Origin of the sequence: Pseudomonas agronomica (assembly GCF_025917275.1) — a bacterium.
Taxonomy (GTDB): domain Bacteria; phylum Pseudomonadota; class Gammaproteobacteria; order Pseudomonadales; family Pseudomonadaceae; genus Aquipseudomonas; species Aquipseudomonas agronomica.
Window position 1 is genome coordinate 1 of record NZ_JAOSHO010000049.1, and the last position, 19844, is coordinate 19844.

Below are 19844 nucleotides of genomic sequence, written 5' to 3' on the forward strand. Positions count from 1 at the left end.
GAAGCGAGGCTGCGATCTTTACCCAAACACTTTAGTCTCAAGCGAAAGATAAAAAGGTCAAAAGATCGTCCGAACGCGGCCCGAGCCTTCGCCGGCTCCTACAAAGCCGAGAGGGAGCAAGCACCCTCGCCACGGGTGCATCATTCTTCCGGATGCCCCGCTTCCACGTCCTACCTGTAAGTTCTGACAGTAGACGACGACTTCCCAGCGATTGACCATTCACCCCAACGGCTCACTCGTCACGGAAGGTGCTTATGTTGACCCGGCGCGATCTGGTTGGTTTTGCTTCGCTTTTTGGGGTATTGGAGGCATTCAAGGTTGTCGATACGGCTGCCAGGCAGCCCTCGCCAAGCGGATCGAGGGGTTGACGCCATGGACCGGACTCGCCTGGCCTCGGCAACCCTTCTGGGTACCTTGATCCTCTTCACATGGCTTGAGTCGATGCCCCACGCCGATGAACGATCGCAGAAACTACAAGACGCGGCATTCAAGGAACCGGAACAAGCTGTAGCCCGTCGTCAGGTTCAGCAAGAAATACAAAGCGACCGCCACCCATCCAGGCGAATTCAACGCATCGCCGATCGAGCCGATGCCATAGCTCGCAACGCCCATCGAGCAATGGAACAGCAGATAGCCGCGCCATGACTTCCCAGGCTCAAAGATATAAAGCGCCGTCACGTAAAACGAAAACACCGCAGCGACGCAAAACGCTGCGAAGTTACTGGTTGCCTGGGTCAGTCCAACGGCGCCATACAGCAGGAAAAAAACCTGACCATGAATCAACCCATTGACCAGGACGATCACCGTCAACGCAGAGAAACCCTTCATCGTATCTGCCTTGTCATTTACCGTTAGGGGTTTCCAAACTAGGCCAGGGTCTTACGGCGATCTACTGTCAGGTCTTACAGGTCGGGCACAGATTCCGACGGACGGTCGCTCTTATCCGGCGTGTCAGCGACAACGTTCGACATCGACAAACAAACACAACTTGGACACGACATCAGGATCGCCCTGGGGCTTTTTCATCGAGATATATCCGGTGTCGTGGATGACGAAGAGGTCATAAAAACGAGTGGAAACAATCGGCGAAAAATCCCCCCGTCGAATCGATGCAATCACCGTGGGATCCTTGGCCAGGTAGACGTTGGTCATGCCCGCTCGCGGCAAGCTTTCGGGAAGTAATACATACCCCACGCCCAGCACATATTGCTGAGCCGGCATCGCCGCGAACAAACCGCTGGCGGCCGGAAGCCAGTTGGCTTTCAATTCGGGAATCATGTAGATGCGATCCTTATCGCGCAGCGGCGAATGATCGATGTCGTAGGCCAGCGAGGTCAGCACAACTGCTTCCTGTTGTTTTTGAAGCGACAGGACACGCCCGTGTCCGAACGAAAACGACAACATCGCCAGTAATGGAATCAACAGGACAAAGCCCAAGCGTGCATGAAGGCGCATGAGTACTTGCAGACTCAGGAAAAACATCAGCAACAGCAACGCCGAAAAAGCCACCAGCGTCCTGGCCCCGTAGTTGAACTCGGCGAAGAACAGCGTGATGCCAGGAACGCAGAACAAGAGCACGGCAAGGGCCAGCAAATAACAAAACAACAGCGTTGCTTTTCGCCAGGAAGATTCCGCACGACGAACTAACCCGATGCCTCCCCACACGTACCCAACCAGCGTCAGCAACGCACCGCCCCACATCAATGCTTGGGCCCCTTCGGTAACCCAGCTATTGAACATGCGTGCCAGAAACGAAAGGCGATTTCCAATTTCCAGCAGGCTGCTGATGTCCAACGGCAACAACACCTGGCGCGCTCCCGTCATGAGTTGATAAGCCGTGAGGTAATAAACCGATACGCCGACACCGATTGCCACCAGCTTGCAGCCGATAAACCGCAACACTTGCTGCGAAGGCTTGCCCTGCCAAACCAGGCGGATCACCTCAACACAGCACATCGCGATAAAAAAACCGATAAGCACTTGGTAGATGGACAGCGCCAGCGCCAATAACAATGCCGGAACCAGGACGTTTCGCCAGGTCTTGTCAGATGACCAGTAAACGGCATAAATAAGCGCCGCCAATCCCAACGCCATGGCCGGCCCGTCATAGTGATAAGACAGGTTCTGCAGGAGGAAGGGGTTGTACCAGATGGGCAGGACGACCAGGCAATGAACTAACGCCGGCCGTTCGAAATAAAAAAAGGTCAACGATCTTAACGCAAGCGAAATAGCCGTCGTCGCGATAAACAATGGCAAGGGAAACAGATCCGCAGATGTCGAGCTGAACGAGAGGACGTTATAGAACCACTCGATGACAACTCGCCCCTCCTCGCGCCAACCTCCTCCCGCCACGAGCGCCCGCCAGTTGTCGTCGTTGTAGAAATAATCAGCCTGCACCAAGGGAAAGATGAAAAGAAAACTGGCCGCCAGGAAAAACAGCAGCACTTGCCGTGGCGTCAATGTTCTTGCCCACAGGGACTGGCTCACGATTCATCTCGCATCTTGGGTCGGCCGCCCTGGATCATTTCCTTGATGACATACCGGGGCCGATGCTTGGTCTCCAGATAAATCCGCCCGATGTATTCACCCAACACACCTATACCGATCAGTTGCACTCCGCCGAGGAACAAGATCGCAGTCATCAGCGATGGATAGCCTGGCAGGTCGCTTCCGAGGATCAACTTGGCCAGGATCAGATAGGCGGCATACAGCAGCGACATCAACGAAATGCAACTACCCACGTAAGTCCACAACCGCAACGGTACGGTGCTGAACGACGTGATGCCCTCAAGAGCCAGGTTCCACAACTTCCAGCCGTTGAACTTGCTGTTGCCCGCGGCTCGACCAGCACGGTCGTATTCGATGATGACCGTATTGAAACCGGCCCACGACAACACCCCTTTCATGAACAACTGATACTCGGGAAGCGTCTTGATGACTTCCACGACCTTGCGGTCCATCAAGCGAAAGTCGCCCACGTTCTGTTCGATATGGGGATAGGCAATGCGATTGAGCAAACGGTAGAACAGCGCCGCGCCTCGGCGCTTCAGGTAACTGTCGGACGAACGATCGCGACGCTTGGCCAGCACCACTTCGGCGCCTTCTTGCCACTGCTCGACCATACGCGGGATCACATCGATGGGGTCCTGCAGGTCCACGTCCATCGGGATGACCACGTCGCCGCTGGCGTGCTCGATGCCAGCGAACAAGGCCGGCTCCTTGCCAAAATTACGGGAGAAGTTGATCAGCACGACTTCGCTGTCCGTCAACGCTATCTGTCGGGCCAGGATAGCGGTCTGGTCGTTGCTGCCATCGTTGATGAAGACGATCTCGACACAATGATCCTTCAGTTGCGGATGCTGACGGACACTTTCGTAAAACAGACCGATGGCCTGTTCTTCGTTGTACACCGGGACAATCAGCGAGATTTTCATGGTCGACGTCCGCGAAACACGACGAACCGGGAAAACAGAAAACCAAGCACCAGGCTCAATAGCGAAAACGCCGCCACAGTCAGCAGGCCATGGAGGTGCCAGCGATCCCCCAGGTGGCCGACGATGAAACTGAGCGCGCCCATCACACACAGGAATAGCACATAACCCGGCACGGAGAGTTTGGCTTCAAAGGTGTAAAGCGCGTTGGCATAAAAAGAAAAGGAGGCGGCCACGCAGAAAGCGATGAAGTTACTCGTCGATTGATCGAGGCCGAACGCCACGCGCAGCACAAAGAAAATCTGCCAGTGGATCAGCGTATTGGCCAGCCCGACCAGGGAATAGCTGAAAAAGCCGCTCCATATCGCTTTCATAAGCCCTCCGACGGCCGTGCTGTCGGACAACGTTGAATCCAGGACACCGTCAGCACGCGGACTATCGTTAGAAGTAACAAGCGCTCCACAGTTCAGGAAAAAGAAAGCCCCGGTCGTGGACCGGGGCTCTGTTTTACATCGCTATCGACTCAGGAAACCGAACGCACCGAACCCCGCACATCCCCGGTCGGCTGCAGCTTGAAGGTGTAGAACAACACCGTCAGCAATACCAGGAACGCCGGGCCGATATACAGCGCCACGCGGGTATCGGGGAAGTACGCCATCAGGCCCACTACCAACACCAGGAAAGCGAGCGCCAGGTAGGAGCTGACCGGGTACAGCCACATCCGATACTTCAACGCCGCGCGCTCGGAAGCGCCCAGGCCTTTGCGGAACTTGAGTTGGGCCAGCAGGATCATGACCCAGGTCCAGATCGCGCCGAAGGTGGCGATGGAGGTCACCCAGACGAAGACTTTTTCCGGCACCAGGTAGTTGAGCAGCACGCCCAGCAGCAAGGCGGCGATGGACAGCAGCAGCGCGCGGCGTGGCACGCCGTTGCTGGAGGTCTTGGCGAAGCCGGCCGGGGCCTGGCCGTTTTGCGCCAGGCTGTAGAGCATGCGGCCGGTGCTGAAGATCCCGCCGTTGCAGGACGACAGCGCAGCGGTGATCACCACGAAGTTGATAATGCCGGCGGCAGTCTTGATGCCCAGGCGCTCGAAGGTCATCACGAACGGGCTGCCCTGGGTGCCGATTTCGTTCCACGGGTAGATCGACAGGATCACGAACAACGCGCCGACGTAGAACAGCAGGATCCGCCAGAACACCGAGCCGATGGCGTTGGGGATGGTTTTCTGCGGGTTGCGTGCTTCACCGGCGGTCAAGCCGATCATCTCCACGCCCAGGTAGGCGAACATGACCATTTGCAGGGACATCAACACGCCCGACACGCCGTTAGGCATGAAACCGCCGTGGGTCCAGAGGTTGGAAATACCCAGGGCCACGCCGTCGTTGCCGAATCCGAAGGCGATGATGCCGACGCCGCCGATGACCATGGCGATGATCGTCACGATCTTGATCAAGGCGAACCAGAATTCGAACTCACCGAAGGCCTTCACCGCGATCAGGTTGATCGAGCCCATGCTGACCAGTGCCGCCAAGGCCCAGATCCAGCGGGGCACATCGGGGAACCAGATGCCCATGTACACCGCCACCGCGGTGATTTCGGCCACGCAGGTCACCAGCCACAGGAACCAATAGTTCCAACCCGTCAGGAAGCCGGCCAGCGGGCCGAGGTAATCCTGGGCGTAGCGGCTGAACGAACCGGCCACGGGGTTGTGTACGGCCATCTCACCGAGGGCGCGCATGATCACCAGGATCGCCAGGCCACCGATAATGTAGGACAGCATGATCGCCGGGCCGGCCATTTCGATGGCCTTGGCCGAACCGAGGAACAGCCCGACACCGATGCAGGCGCCAAGCGCCATCAAGCGGATATGCCGCTCGCCGAGCTCACGTTTGAGCGGACCACCCTGCGCGGTCTCGCCATGGGGCAGATGATTGCCGACTGGCATAGGGATACAACCTCGTCTTGTTATTGGATTGGCCACCGAGTCTCCAAAGCCGCGGGCGGGTGGGCCTGCAAGCCTTGCCGAAACCGGGCCTGCCTTGTGGGCAGGCCGTCCTGTGGGACAACAACCTCAGGATCAGCGGATCGTGCAGTATAAAAAGCCGGGAACAGAAAGTTTCACTATAAAAGCAGGTTAATTCAGGGAATGCCTCAGCCGATGATGGCTTTATCAAGACGGATTATCTGAACCAAGGGCCTTTCAGAAGCGGCGTCGAGTATTGCACAGTGATGGTGCAGCGTCATGTCCTGGCAGACGGCGAAGGCTCTAGCACAAGTATTTCAGGATTTCACCGCCCCGTGGCGAGGGAGCAAGCTCCCTCGCCACGGAGGCCTCAGCGCTCAGGTTTTCAATGTCCACAATTTCCCCTCCCCCCACGCCAACCACCGTCTAAGCTTCAAGCAAGTCCGATCAATCTGCGTGAATGGATCAGTCGACTATGGGCGCTTTGTGGCAAACCGATTCGAATAAACCTGTGGTCCCGACTGAACGTATGGAAGAAGCGCCTTTACCCAAAAAAACTCGCCGCGCCCGGCATGGCTGGCGGGCGTTCTGGTTGTTGCTGCTGATCATCTTGGTGGTGGTCGGCCTGGCCGTGGCCAAGGAGATGCGCACCTCCCAGTTCCAGGCACGGGAGGTCAGCAAGTACGCCGCATCCTTGACCTATTCAGTGCAACCGGGTCCGAGCGACGCCATCGTCTATCCCGGCGCAGGCCCGTTCGACCAGCGCCTGGGCTACAGCTCGCTGGGGGATTTCCTGCCCCGGTTGATCAAGCGTGACTATGTGATCCAAGCCCAGGCCCGTTTTTCATCGGCCTTGATGGACTACGTCAGCAAGGGCCTGTTCGTGCCCTACGCGGAAAAGATCCAGGCCGGTCTAACCATCACCGATTGCCGTGCGGCGCCGGTGTATCAGTTCAAGTACCCGCAACAGTTGTATGCGAGTTTCGACGCGATTCCACCGGTGGTGGTGCAAAGCCTGTTGTTCATCGAGAACCGCTTTTTGCTCGACCCCAAGCAACCACTGGCCAACCCGGCGATAGACTGGCCGCGTTTTGGCATGGCGGCGTGGTCGCAAGTGGCTAAGCTGCTGAGCCTGCCGGGCCAGTCCGCGGGCGGCAGCACGCTGGCTACACAGCTTGAAAAATACAGGCACTCCCCGGAGGGCCTCACGGTGTCTGGCGCGGAGAAAATCCGCCAGATGATTTCCGCCAGCGTTCGGGCCTACCAGGCCGGACCGCAAACCCTCGAGTCCCGCCAGCGAATCATCCGCGACTACCTCAACAGCGTGCCGCTTTCCGCCGTGCCGGGGCACGGTGAAGTCCATGGCATGGCGGAAGGCTTGAGGGTCTGGTACGGCGCGGATTTCAATCGCGCCAATGAACGGTTGTTCAGCACCGCCAGCGACCCCAAGAGCCTCGCGGAAAAAGGCCTCGCCCTGCGGGAAATGCTCTCGTTGATGATCGCCCAGCGTCGCCCGTCCCATTACCTTGCGAAGGGCCATGACGAGCTCGCGAGCCTGACCGACAGCCACATCCGCTTGTTGGCGCAGAACGGTGTGATCGACGCCGCACTGTCCGAGGCCGCGCTGGCCAGCAAGGTCAGCTACCGCGACTGGGTCCAGGACCCGACCGTGCAGCCCAACGAAACGAACAAGGGCATCAGCGCCGCCCGCAGTCGCCTCGCCGCGCTGCTCAACCGTCCGCTGTACGACCTCGATCGCCTCGACCTTTCCGCCACCAGCACCTTGCAAAGCGACCTTCAGGCCCAAGCCACCGACTACCTCAAGCGATTGGCCGACCCGGCCTTTGCGACCGAGATCGGCCTGATGGGCGAACGCCTGCTGACCCCCACCAGCACCACGCAGGTGCGCTACAGCTTCACCTTGCTGGAATTGACTCCGGACGGCTCGCGTGTGCGGGTGCAGACCGACAGCACCGACCAACCCTTCGATATCAACGAGGGCAGCAAGCTGGAGTTGGGCTCGACCGCCAAGTTGCGTGTGCTCACCACCTACCTGCAGATCATCGCCGAACTGCACGAGCGTTATGCCCAGCAGGCTCCGGCGACGTTGAAGAAAACCGAGATCGCCGAGCAGGACCGCCTGTCCCGCTGGGCCGTGGACTACTTGATCGAAAACACCGACCGCAGCCTGCCGAAGATGCTCGAAGCCGCGCTGGACCGGACCTATTCAGCCAGCCCCGGCGAAGCATTTTTTACCGGCGGCGGGCTGCACACCTTCCATAATTTCCGTTCCGAGGACAATGGCCGCAACCCCACGCTGCGCGACGCCTTGCGCGAATCGATCAACCTGCCGTTCATTCGCCTGATGCGCGACCTGGTGCGCTACGCCACCTATGCCGGCCCCAACAACAGTTCCGAGCTGCTCAAGGACGACAAGGACCCGCGCCGCCAGGAGTACCTGGCCCAATTCGCCGATCGCGAGGGCACGTCGTTCCTGCTCAGGTTCTGGAAGAAATACCAGAAGAAGGACACCAGCCAGCGCCTGGAAACCTTCCTCGACGGCATGCGCCCCACCGCGATCCGCTTGGCCGCCGTGCACCGTTACTTCTTTCCCAACGACAGCCAGGAAAGCTTCAACCGCTTCGTGCGCGCCCACCTGAAGTCAGTCAAGAGCACCGAAAAACTCACCGACGAACGCCTCGAACGGCTCTACCAAAGCTATGGTCCCGGCGCCTATGACCTGCCGGACCAAGGCTTCATCGCCAAGGTCCATCCATTGGACCTGTGGTTGATGGGTTATCTGTTGAACAACCCCGACGCCAAATTCAGCCAGATCGTCAAGGCCAGCCAGTTCGAACGCCAGGAAGTCTATAGCTGGCTGTTCAAGAGCCGGCACAAGAGTGCCCGCGACAGCCGCATCCGTACCATGCTTGAAATCGAGGCCTTCCTGGATATCCATCAACGCTGGCAGCAAGTCGGCTACCCCTTCGACCATCTCGTGCCCTCGCTGGCCACCGCCATTGGCAGCTCCGGTGATCGCCCCGCCGCGCTCGCCGAACTGGTGGGCACGATCTTGAACGACGGTGTCCGCCGCCCCGCGCTGCGCGTCGACAGCCTGCAGTTCGCCGTCGATACGCCCTATGAAACACGGCTGGTCAGCAACCCGGAAAACGGCAAGCGCGTGATGCCAGCGGAAGTGGCCCAAGCGCTGCGCGGTGCGCTCTCCCAGGTGGTGGATGCCGGCACCGCGAAACGCGTGGCCGGCAGTTTCAAGCTCGCCGACGGTACGCCGCTGGCCATGGGCGGCAAGACCGGTACCGGTGACAACCGCATCGAAGCCATCGGTGCCGGCGGACGAATCCTCAGCTCCAAGTCGATCAACCGCACCGCCACCTTCGTGTTCTACATCGGCGACAGCCATTTCGGCACACTCACTGCCTACGTCCCGGGGGCTTCGGCGCAGAACTTCAAGTTCACCTCGGCCTTGCCCGTTCAGGTGCTGAAGGGCATGGCGCCATTCCTTTCGCCCTACCTGCAACCGGGCAGCCACACGCAATGCCAACCCCTGGTAACGAATCGATGAAACCCTGAGATACAACTCTCACATCGCTGCTGCACGCCTATAAATATGTATGTCAGATCCATGCGCGCGCTGCGATACGGTCGGTGTCCCTTAAACAAAACCGGGACACTTGCATGTCTATTTTTCTTGAAGATGAAGCGGGCGAATCGTCAGACGCCTTTGGCACGAGCTCGACAGCCCAGTCCTCCCTGGAGTCCATCACCCCGCTACCCAGCGGCCAACGCTTCGTGACACACGCGCTTGCCGATCAATGGCTATCGGAACAGGGCCTGAGCGGTGACGTCCAGGTATGGATCACTTACCAGGAAGTCGAGACCGTCGACTCCGTCGCCCAGACAAAAACCACCCGCGTGCCGTTGCGTGATGCCGTCACGCCCGGTTTCATGTCTGCCCATCAGAGCAGGGATATCCAGCCCACCGGCGCGCTTTCCCCTCGCCAGGGCTGGGTGTATCCGCACATCAGCCACATGTCGTTGGATCTCTCATCCATCAGGGTCAACGGCTTGGCACTCACTCCGGCACAAATGCAACCGCTGCGCGCGGGCATTCCGTCCAATTACCAAGGCTCCGGGCGACCCGTCGTTACCGGCCCGGCCCAACAAGGCCCGCCGCTCGGCCCCCGGGAAGCCGAACAGATCCGGCAATTGGATGCGCTGGACGCCAATGAGGCGAAACTGGCCCGTTTGTTCGCCGGCCTGCCCACCTTCGACAACGTGATGCACAACCTGCTGATCAGCAACATCAAGGCCAAGGTACCCGCCCGAAAATTCCGACCTTCGCTGTTTCAGTCGATCGATCCGCAGAACTGGTACGTCAACCATTTCACGACCGACACGAACGGCGTCCGTTCGCTGACCCGCTCAGAGCGCTTTATCGACGTGCTATGGGAGAGCCTTCTACGGGACACGCCGCCCTCCTTCCCTCTCGGCGGCATTGGTTTTTTCACCGATCCCCAGGCCGTGACAGAGGCCGACAGCGTCTTCGCCAGCCCAGTGGACGCGGCCGTGTTGAGGGCCATGGAGTCGGCATTCCATGTCCCCACGCCCACCTGCAACGACAGCCTCAAGGCCCAGTTGCGCGCCGACCTGCTGCAGTTTCGCAACACCACGAACCGTGCAGGCCTGCCCGATACCGACGCCAATGCAACACCGCCGCCTACGGCCCAGGCGGTATTCGCCGATCTGCTCGGCCGACGATTCCTGCATTTTTTCCAGTTGTATCAAGTCGACCGCACACCCACCGGCCAGTTGACCGAAAGTGCGCGGCTGACGCAGTACGACGAAGACCGGCTGCTGGACCTGATCACCACCCACCCATCCCAGGCCGCCCGAAGCCGTTTATTGCGTCCTCCCATTCCCCTGGTGTTCGCGGTCATGCTCGATATGGGCAGTGCGCCCGCGCAAAAATGGCCGGCGGCAATGGTGATCAGGCAAGCGAATCACCCGGTCCTGTTCCTGTATTCCATGGAAGGCGGCTTGCAGCGGTTTGGTTCGTCCCAGGCATTGATCAGCACCCTCCGCCCCCTGCACGCGGGGCAGCAACGCACAATCCAATCAATCTCCCGCGAACTGACCGGGCATGTGTTCGAGGTGGCGGCCAATGATCTGTTGCAGCGCCAGGTTGCCGCCCTGGAAAAAGTCTTCGACGTTGCCGCAAGCGAGACAACCCAGCTGCAAACCTTTGCGCAGGACACCGAGGAGGCCCTGGCCCTGCCCCAACTGGCGCTTTCCGGCCCCTTGGCTGTGCGCCAGCAGGCGTTGATCGAATATAACCGTCCCGACTTCTACAAGACCTCGTCGTTTTTGCAGCAGGAACGCTATCGAGTCCTGGAAGAGCGGGTCATTCGAGCGGTCCAGAACCTGGGTAGCGGCATCCCGACGTTGATGCAGTTCACTCGCCAACAGATCAAGCAGTACCTGCAGCGAACCGTGCATCCGGACCTGGATCCCGATCCCGATACCACGACGGTCAGGCTGTTCTTCGGCAGCACCGACAATCCAAGGCAGTCCACGACCACCAGCCTGACCCAACTGATGCTGGATAACCTGCGTCCTTCGAAAAACCCCGCCGCCCTAGGGGTGCTGCCCACCCACCTTCTCGACCGGCAAGGCCAACGCATACGCAATCCGTCCAACGGTTACCTCATCACCCTGTCAGGATCCGAACTGGCAACGATGACGACCACCCTCGACGCCGGCGGCAGCTACGAAACGATGCTGCGTGAACAATTGAACCAACCCGAATACAAGACAGCCTGGCAGGCCGCGTATCTCGCCAACATGCGGTTCAAAGGTCATGAAGCCGCGCTCAGGGGCGACGAGGTGTTCAAGCGCAGTGTCATCGACAGGACCATCGATCCTTCGAGATCCCAAAAACTAGTGGCACTCTGGTTGGACGTGATCTTGCAGCAGTCACCACCGGCCAACAAACATGGCCAGGTGATGGGAAAAAACGTGCGCCTCTACGGCCTTACGCTGGGCGGCACGATGGGCGTGACAGGGGTCCTGCGTTCGGCACTGAAGGTGGAAGGCGCGCTGATCTTTACCGATCAGGCCGGGCCAGACATCAAGGGCACGGTGGGTGTCTACTTCCCCGACAGCCCCGGCGGCCAGGATTTCCATGAGTTTTCCGATCTGAGCGAGGGGGTTACCGAGCTCCTGTGGGACACGCAATGGCAGGCCTACTTCCGCGCACGGCTGCCCACCCCCTATCCGGCGGAGATCCGGCACATATCCGGACAAGCCGTTCGCCCCTGGGTTCGCGCCACGCCGATCACGGGTGACTTCATCGAGACCCTTCACCGTGAGCACGTCGACTTCCAGGTGATTTATGCCGATCCCCTCTCCAACAGCAACCGGGACGTACAGCGTGAGATCAGGGCACGTCTGACCCTGGTGGCGATCGATATCGTGCAGGAGATTGCCGGCATGCTCATGACGCCCGGGATTGTCACTTTCTTGAAAAGCATGGCGAGAACGGGGGTATTGATCGCCAAGACCGGCGCGATACCGCTAAACCTGAAGACGCTGCTGTTCGCGCACAAAATCGCCAACTATCCTGGGCGAAGCCTGGCGCGTGCGACGACGAACGCCGCACGCGGCCGCGCCTCGTTCCTGGCGCTAGCGACTCGACGCAAAATCACGGACGACGCGCTGCCCGGGCTGCCCTTGGAAGAGGCGGTCTACCAACGCTTTGCCGTGACCGATACCTCTGTGCTCCGCGCGACGACGACGGACGAACAGGGCTTTTACCGCATGACCATCGTCAACCCGACCACCGGCAGCGTGACCCGCCCGGTATACATCCGCCAGCCCGAGGGGACGCTGTTCCGAGTACACGACAATACCAAGCATGACGCGACCGAAGCCGTGATCGTCGACCCGTCCACCGGTTTGAACATCCACTCCAGCGGCGTCATGAGAAGCACCGTAGCGCGAATGCCCAACGGCGAATGGCGTGCCGTAGGGTTCGGTCATGGCGGCGGGAAACGCAAGCACCCGACCAGCACGCCCGCGCAACCGAACGCTGCGCAAGCGCCGCAAACGTCGACACCCGCCACGATTGCGAGCATTTCCGATTCGATACGCAGCCCAGGCATCTGGAATACCAACACCATGGACCTGGTCCCGGCCCTTATGACCCGGCTTCCCAGTTGGCCGCAACACCGCAGCCTGCTGCTCATCAGTGAAATACCCGGATCGCGACCGTGGTCCGTGCACTTTACCCCGGGGCAAGCGGAGCGCATTTACCCCGCTGCGCTGCACCCGGAAAGGAACGGGACTGACATCGTCCTGAGACGAACCACCCTCAACCATTACAACCTGCAACTGGGTCAGAACATCGTAGAGATTCCAGCCGACGGCGATTGTTTTTTCAACGCCGTTGTCCGGGGATTGAATGAGGGAGGCCAGGGCAGATTTACCATGCAAGGGTTGCGCAATGAGGCCGCCTACTATGTCGACCAGCATCCGGAGCTCACTGCCTTCATAGGGCAGCCAGTCTCGCCCCTGCAACAGGCTTTTCTGGATAACGTCGATTCACTGGTGGAGGTCCTGGATGATGCCGCGGTGCTCGACCTGACCAGCATCGTTGTCGGATTCCCCAACCCGCACCGCTTGTTTCAACCGGTACTCGATTACCTGGAACGCTACGCCAACTGGGTAGGGCGCAGGACGTTGGAACAGGCACGACAGGCCACCTTGCCACCTGAAATCCTGCACAACATAGGGCGTTTCCTGTCACCACGCTCTCCGGCCAGCCTGATGCCGGACGGCGTTCCCTACAACGCGCAGGACCCACAAGCGGTCAGGCAGTTCTTCGAGGAAATTCTGTTGGAGCCCGTCGACAGTAGGCTCATCGAGCAACTGCTCGGCGATAAATTCCTGACGTTGAATACCGACGTCAAGCACATCATGCTCGAGTACGGAGTCACCGCTCGGCAGCTGGCGGAACACCATCCCGAGATCGACGAAGCTTTCGTCCTTTATGACTCTGATGTCCACGGCCATTTAGATGACGATGCGATCGAGGAGCTAATCGACGGTGCCTATCTGGTGGACCGCGACGATCTGGACGATATTGCGGGAAGGCTCCAAGCAGAAACGGGCCAGGACATCAATGACGATGAAACCCTGTTCCAACAATTCGTTTATTACCAAAATGCCGAGGAAACCGTCGACCTGCTCAGGGCGGCTCTTGGACGCTTTCCCGACTTGCTAAGGCGATTCAATATTCTCTGTGCATCCCCCGTCATCGATGCGCATCTTGGTGGCGCGCTGGATGTAAGCCTGGTTACACGCTGGCTACGCGCCCCGACGATCTCCGATGAGCGGCTCCGGCTCATCGCCGAGTACTCTCGCACTCGCTACGAGGAAGTACTGAGAACGGAAAGCATCGACATCGAGTGGATGCGCTTTTTCACCGATCAGAACCTGCGTACGTTCATTACCCATCGTCAATCATTAATGAATTTCCTTGAGTCACTCAAGGACATATTCGGCGACGTCGAAAGCGTTGATCTCCCCTCGGCGGTCAGATATTTCAGTGTCGCGGGGCAGGCACCGTCCAATACCAGGATCGAAATCCTGCTCAATCACCCGAACCTGCTGCCCAGCATCCTGAGTCTGCCCCGACATCACATCCGGCGGATATGGGAGGACTTGGTCGGCCCGTACTTCAGCGACAGCACCATACGACAGGTACTGGCCCAACCGGGAGCGGTCGATTCAGCTGAAAACCTGGCGCTTGCCATAAGCGCCGGCCTGGGCGGAGAGGATGCCCGCGCCAATCAGATTGTCCGCGATCTGTTCAGGGTCACCCAAAGCCAGGCACAGCGTTATCTCTACAATTTTGACTTTCCCAGCCACCTTGCGGGGCGCAGCCGTCTGGACTTTGCCCTGCATCTGGAAAGTGACTTTCAAGTACCGGACTGGGCTTGGGCCTATGCCAGGCCAGGGGTCACCGTCGACTCGCTCAAGTCGTTCCGATGGTGATACTCAGGTCCGATTGAATCCTGCGGGCCGTCACAGATACGGCAAGTGCCAGGCCCGCCCGCAAAGGCGTCCGTTCCGGTGGCCATGAGCGCCGAGCAGTACGCTGTTACCACCGGATCGCCGCCTTACGGCGCCACGGCATCAAAAACCATGTGTACCGTACCGTAATAATCACCGGGCACATATTCGTCCGCAGGTTTGATGGCAGCGATCTCCAGCCGCACCTGCCGTCCCGGCCTGGCATCGTTGGCCGATACCACCTGGGTCGAATCCAGCGTCAGTTCGACGTCATTGAACTTCACCCGCAGGTCGATGCGCTGACGGCCATTGGACAGATACGCCTCCTCGCTCAGGCGCGCATCGATTGCGCCATTGGTATTCTTCACCTCGTATATCGCCCGTAACGGGACGAGATCCGAGGTGATGGTGCTGAACCGCAAGCGCTGTTCACGCTGGACCAACTGCGGGTCGAGGGGCAGCACATGGAAGTCGGCCGTCGGGATGGTGACGTAGACTTCAAAGGTTTCCCGTTCGAGCGCGCCCCAGGCTGACGGCCAAGGCAATAACAGGGCGGACAACACGAGGGGATGTATCAGTGTCTTGTACATGGCGATTACCTGTGGCGTGGACGACCGTTCGGCGACAGCAGCCGTCACCCCTTGATCTCGACGGCTTTTTTCTCGCTACCTTCGATTAGGGTGAAGCGATATTCACGCCCCGCTTCCTTGTCGAACGAAAAGGAGCGGTTGGTCATGATGTGGTGCTTGGTGGTCGGCTTGCAGTCGTTTTCTTTCTTCGCCGCGCAATCCTTGAACTCATCGACCACCACCACGCTGTTGCCCTTGTTGCGCAGCAGGTATCGATTGGCATTGTCATCGACCACGGTGTCGAAACGGGTGTCCTTGGGCCGCACGAAAAACACCGTTCCATAGCCCGCCAGTACCTTGACCCCGGCTTCCACGCGTTCCTTTTTGTAGTCCTCGCGCTCTTGCGCGCTGATGGCGAACTCGTCTTCAGCCTCCGGCACCACCGGCACGAAACGCACCCGGAAGTAGCGCTCCTTGTCGCGGTCGCCCATGAACAGCAACCGGGTGCCCTGCACACCGTTGGCCGGAACGATCAAGCGCGCCGGGCTGGCCATCAGGCCATCCCGGGCCACGGCGCTGGCCTGGTTTTGCAACGGCACTTCCTGATAGCTGCCGTCCTCGTTGTAGACGATTTCGAGGATATTGACCTTGACGAACGCCGTGGACGTCCCGCCGTTGAAGACCCGTTTCATGTAGGTGCTCTTGTCGCCGTCGAGGTAGTCATACACCACTCCGACACCAATCTGCGGCCCCGCCTGGGCCACACCGCAAAACAGATAGAACCCTATCCATGCCCATAGATGTTTCATCGACTTCCAACCTCATGCATTAAATACAGCTCATTGAATATGTTCGTTTGCACGCCGCTCAGACTTCCGAATCCCAGATCACCGTGACGTTGCCGGCGTAGGACGTGGCTCCACTGTCAAGCATCTGTTCGACGCTGTTTTGAGCCACCTCGAAGTGCAGCCCCCCGAGCCTGCGGTCGATATAGGAACCCGGCTGGAACAGCTCGGTGCCGCTGCCATCGCGCCACAGGCGGCGACGGTTGATCGATTGCCCGGCGGCGTCCGTCAAGCCATCGGGCAAGGTCACGCTGACGTTCACCGGCACGGCATGCCCGGAACCGGCCGCCGAAATGGCACAGGTATTGCCGCTGACGTATTGGCATTCGAGCATCATCTTGAAACGTGAAGACGTGGAGATATGGAAGCGCTGGTCCCGGAACAGGCGAGTCGGCTTCTGCCCGCTGTTCAGCCAGGCTTGCCAGCCTTCCTGGGGCACCAGTTCCACCCGGTTGCCACCGGGGGGCAGGTCGACCTTGAGCGTATGTTCGACGTCAAGTTTGAAATTGAGGGTAACCACCGAATCGCTGCCGACCATGACATCGCCCATGTCGATGTCCCGTCCCGGCCCGACAGAATATGTAATCGACCCGGTGTATTGGCCGGACGACATTCTCAATGGGTTCGGTGTGCGCAGTTCGTAGGCAAAATCCAGATAGCTGTACCGCATGGACGGAACAAGATAATTAGCTCTTTTTGCGCAGGCGCCCTCCCTCGGCGTTCTCCAGAAGAATTGGAAGTTCCGGGTGGTGTAATAGCCGACACCGCTGTACTGGCAAGGTGCGGAGGCATATACCCAAGCGCGACCATTCCATAACCTGTCGTGGGCAGTTATCACCCCCACGCCGCCGCCGACCAGGTCGACTACGCTGGTGGGAAGCTCATGGCGCGACCCAAAACCGGACCAACGCACCTCCACGAATGCCGTTTCGCCGGTGCCTGTATGAGTCACTTGCGAGATACGCCAGTTGGCGGGCATTTCGAACATTGCGCCTTGCCGGGGATCCCCATGGTTCGCCTGGATAGGACGGCTCGAAGTGAACGTCAGCGGCAACCGGATGCTGAACATGGAACTGCCGCACTGCGGAGGATGCTCTTGGCAATAACCGCTGTTAGGCGTGGTATTGATAAACGCATTCTGTTGAGGCTTCGAAGGGTCTGGCCTGAACAATGCGGTGATGTTCTGGCTCAACGCATTGGCCGCCGAAGCACAAAAAAACAAACATGTTGAAACCACACAGCTCGCTAGTACTGGTGTTCCTGTCATGGGTACGACCTCATTCAAATCCGTTGAATAGACCAAGCACTTTTCAGACTTCCGAATCCCAGATCACCGTGACATTGCCGGTATAGGTATTGCCTCCGTTGTCGAGCATTGCCTCCACGCTTTCGCGACCCACTTCAAAGTGCAGGGTTCCTGGCTTGCGATCGATATAGGAAAACGGCCAGATCAACGCGGTGCCGCTGCCATCTCGCAACAGCGGGCGGCGGATGATCGGTTGTGCGATGGCGTCGACCATGCCATTGGGCAGGGTTACGCTGACGTCCACCGGCACGGCATGACCGGTGCCGACTTCGGTGATCGCACAGGTGTTGCCACTGATGGTCTGGCACTCGAGCGCCATCTTGAAACGCGAGGAAGCCGAGATATCGAATCGCTGGTCACGAAACAGCCGCGTGGGTCTTTGGCCGTTGTTCACCCAGGCTTGCCAGCCCTCCTGGGGCGCCAGCTCCACTCGATTGCCACCGGGTGGAATTTCCACCTTGAGGGTGTGCTCGACGGTCAAGATGAAATTGAAGGCGAGTACCGGATCCCCCGGTATCATGACATCGCCCATATCGATATCGGCACCTGGCCCCACGAGGAAAACAAGGCGTCCCGTGTACCGGCCGGACGACATGCCCATAGGGTTGGGCGTGCGCATCTCGTAGCCAAAATCCAAATAGTCATAGGTCAGCCGAGGGATCGCGTAGCGAGCCCTTTTGGCACACACGCCCGGTGTCGGCGTTTTCCAGAAGAACTGGAAGGTGTGCGCAGACGCCTGCGCCGACCTAAAGGCTTGGCAAGGCGCCGGGACCTGTTGCCAGCTGGTGCCCCACCGGGTGCCGTGGGCGTTGATGAAACCCGTACCCGCGCCTACCCCGATAAGGTCGAATACGCTGTCATGGAGGCGATACGTTGACCCCACTCCAATGAAACGTACCTCGACCACTTCGGTCTCGCCCGTCGTTGAATGAACGACCTGTGCCGTACGCCAGCCGGCCGGTACATTGAACATCGCCCCCTGCCTGGGATCGTCATGATTGGCGGATATGGGGCTGCTCGAATCGAAGGAAACGGGTACTCGGATGCTGAACATGCCCGCATTGCTGCATTCGCTAGGGTAGACCCTGCAATACCCGCTGACCGGCGTGGTATTGAGGAATGTATTCTGATGGGGCGTGGAGGAGTCTGGTCGGAATCGGGCGCTGATTTCCTGATCGTAAGCATGGGCCGTCGGTAACCCGGTCAACAGGAACACCGACACGACGCTGGCGAACTTCATTGGCAAGACTTTCACTCCGTTTTACCCCACCCGTCCAACTGATCACCATCAATAGCCATGAAAACCGCATTGCTCTGCAGCACTCCTGGCACGACTAAACTTCCGAATCCCAGATCACCGTGACGTTGCCGGTGTACCTGTTGCCACCGTTGTCGAGCATCTCAGCCAGCCTTTCGCGGCCCACTTCGAAGTGCAAGGTGCCCATCCCGCGATCAACGAAAGAACCCGCTTGGAACAACTCGGTACCGCTACCATCGCGCAACAACCGACGACGGCTGACCGGTTGCCCGGCGGGGTCAGTGATGCCATTGGGCAGGCTGACGCTGACGTCCACCGACACCGCATGGCCAGTGCCGGCGTCGAAAATCGCGCAGGTGTCGCCGCTGATGGCCTGGCATTCCAGCGCCATCTTGAAACGGGAGGAAGCGGAGATATGGAACCGCTGGTCACGAAACAACCGCGTGGGTTTCTGGCCGCTGTTCAGCCAGGCTTGCCAGCCCTCCTGGGGCGCCAATTCCACCCGATTGCCACCGGGGGGAACGTCAACCTTGAGGGTGTGGTCGACGTCGAGGTTGAAATGCAGTGTGATAGCTGAATCGTTGGGGAGCAGGACGTCTCCCATGTCAACGTCCTGACCCGGCCCAACGGTGTAGGTCAACGAGCCCGTGTATTGGCCGGACGACATCATCAAAGGATCAGGCGTGCGCAATTCGTAGCCAAAATCCAGGAAGGGAAAATATAAATCCGGGATTTGGTAGCTCGCGCGCTTTGCACAGGTACCTTCGGCTGACGTGTGCCAAAAAAAAGTATAGATAGTGTTGTTGAAGTGCCCCAGCCGACCGTCTCGGCAGGGCGCGGGAGCATTGATCCATTCGGAACCACCCCACAACCGCTGATGAGCGACATGAGGCGTCACGCCCCCACCGACCAACTCGACTGCGCTCGTGTAAAGGTTATATTGCGACCCCATGCCGGCCCAGCGTATTTCCAGCGTTGCCGTTTCACCCGTACGTGCATTGGCAACCTGTACCGCACGCCAACTCGCAGGCACCTGGTACATCGCACCTTGCCGAGGATCCACGTGACCGGCCTGGATAGCAGCGGTCGATCGGAAAATGATCGGCAAGCGAAAGCTGGAAAACCTTCGCCCACTCTCGTTGCAATTAGCTGGAATTGGCTGGCAGTAACCGCTATTCGGCGTGATATTGGTGAATGTATTGTTATTGGGGCTCGATGGATCAGGCCTGAACACCGCAGTGATATCCCGACTCACCGCACTGGCCGCCGACGCGCAGGCAAACAACAACACCGTGACCACACTGCGCACCGCTACCGGTAAACATTTCATTCTTGCAACCTCATACATCAAGAAACCCCGTGGCGAGGGAGCTTGCTCC

Annotated in this window: 13 protein-coding genes; 3 read left to right on the plus strand and 10 right to left on the minus strand. The window is 59.1% G+C overall.

The window, feature by feature from the left end; translation table 11 throughout:
* Nucleotides 1–471: 471 nt before the first annotated feature.
* The 5 genes from OC610_RS06495 to OC610_RS06515 all read right to left on the minus strand — a co-directional run bounded on the left by OC610_RS06495 (nucleotide 472) and on the right by OC610_RS06515 (nucleotide 5376).
* Complete coding sequence (locus OC610_RS06495) at nucleotides 472–828, minus strand: polysaccharide synthesis protein GtrA (RefSeq protein ID WP_264427073.1); 357 nt, start codon at nucleotides 826–828, stop codon at nucleotides 472–474.
* Between the two features lie 123 nt (nucleotides 829–951).
* Nucleotides 952–2487 carry a glucosyltransferase domain-containing protein gene (locus OC610_RS06500; protein ID WP_264427074.1) on the minus strand — a complete coding sequence of 512 codons (1536 nt, stop codon included), beginning with the start codon at nucleotides 2485–2487 and terminating at the stop codon, nucleotides 952–954.
* Nucleotides 2484–3434 (minus strand): glycosyltransferase family 2 protein, encoded by a 951-nt coding sequence (locus OC610_RS06505; RefSeq protein ID WP_264427075.1) that lies wholly within the window; start codon nucleotides 3432–3434, stop codon nucleotides 2484–2486. Before OC610_RS06505 ends, OC610_RS06500 begins: the two co-directional genes overlap by 4 nt.
* Nucleotides 3431–3805 carry a GtrA family protein gene (locus tag OC610_RS06510; RefSeq protein ID WP_264427083.1) on the minus strand — a complete coding sequence of 125 codons (375 nt, stop codon included), beginning with the start codon at nucleotides 3803–3805 and terminating at the stop codon, nucleotides 3431–3433. Before OC610_RS06510 ends, OC610_RS06505 begins: the two co-directional genes overlap by 4 nt.
* A 149-nt stretch (nucleotides 3806–3954) precedes the next feature.
* Nucleotides 3955–5376 (minus strand): amino acid permease, encoded by a 1422-nt coding sequence (locus OC610_RS06515; RefSeq protein ID WP_264427076.1) that lies wholly within the window; start codon nucleotides 5374–5376, stop codon nucleotides 3955–3957.
* Between the two features lie 493 nt (nucleotides 5377–5869).
* Between OC610_RS06515 and OC610_RS06520 the strand changes: the two genes are divergently transcribed.
* Together OC610_RS06520 and OC610_RS06525 are read left to right on the plus strand one after the other, a co-directional pair.
* Nucleotides 5870–8977, plus strand: coding sequence for a transglycosylase domain-containing protein (locus OC610_RS06520; RefSeq protein WP_264427077.1), 3108 nt, complete (start codon nucleotides 5870–5872; stop codon nucleotides 8975–8977).
* A gap of 113 nt (nucleotides 8978–9090) precedes the next feature.
* A complete protein-coding gene (locus tag OC610_RS06525) occupies nucleotides 9091–14469 on the plus strand; it encodes a dermonecrotic toxin domain-containing protein (protein ID WP_264427078.1) in 5379 nt (1792 codons plus the stop codon).
* Nucleotides 14470–14594: 125 nt separating this feature from the next.
* Here OC610_RS06525 and OC610_RS06530 read toward each other — a convergent pair whose 3' ends face one another.
* The 5 genes from OC610_RS06530 to OC610_RS29695 all read right to left on the minus strand — a co-directional run bounded on the left by OC610_RS06530 (nucleotide 14595) and on the right by OC610_RS29695 (nucleotide 19720).
* On the minus strand, nucleotides 14595–15077 hold the full coding sequence (locus tag OC610_RS06530; RefSeq protein ID WP_264427079.1) for a fimbrial protein: 483 nt from the start codon (nucleotides 15075–15077) through the stop codon (nucleotides 14595–14597).
* A gap of 44 nt (nucleotides 15078–15121) precedes the next feature.
* Entirely contained in the window at nucleotides 15122–15865 is a 744-nt protein-coding gene (locus OC610_RS06535; protein ID WP_264427080.1) for a molecular chaperone, read from the minus strand.
* 58 nt (nucleotides 15866–15923) lie between these two features.
* The gene (locus tag OC610_RS06540; protein ID WP_408636550.1) at nucleotides 15924–17168 is read right to left on the minus strand and encodes a hypothetical protein; all 1245 of its coding nucleotides are present in this window, start codon (nucleotides 17166–17168) and stop codon (nucleotides 15924–15926) included.
* A 43-nt stretch (nucleotides 17169–17211) separates the two neighbouring features.
* On the minus strand, nucleotides 17212–18447 hold the full coding sequence (locus OC610_RS06545; RefSeq protein ID WP_264427082.1) for a hypothetical protein: 1236 nt from the start codon (nucleotides 18445–18447) through the stop codon (nucleotides 17212–17214).
* A 94-nt stretch (nucleotides 18448–18541) separates the two neighbouring features.
* Entirely contained in the window at nucleotides 18542–19720 is a 1179-nt protein-coding gene (locus OC610_RS29695; protein ID WP_264427084.1) for a hypothetical protein, read from the minus strand.
* On the opposite strand from OC610_RS29695, the gene OC610_RS29605 reads away from it, so the two are divergent.
* On the plus strand, nucleotides 19656–19844 hold a 189-nt coding region (locus tag OC610_RS29605; protein ID WP_264427085.1), incomplete at its 3' end, for a hypothetical protein. The genes OC610_RS29695 and OC610_RS29605 overlap by 65 nt on opposite strands.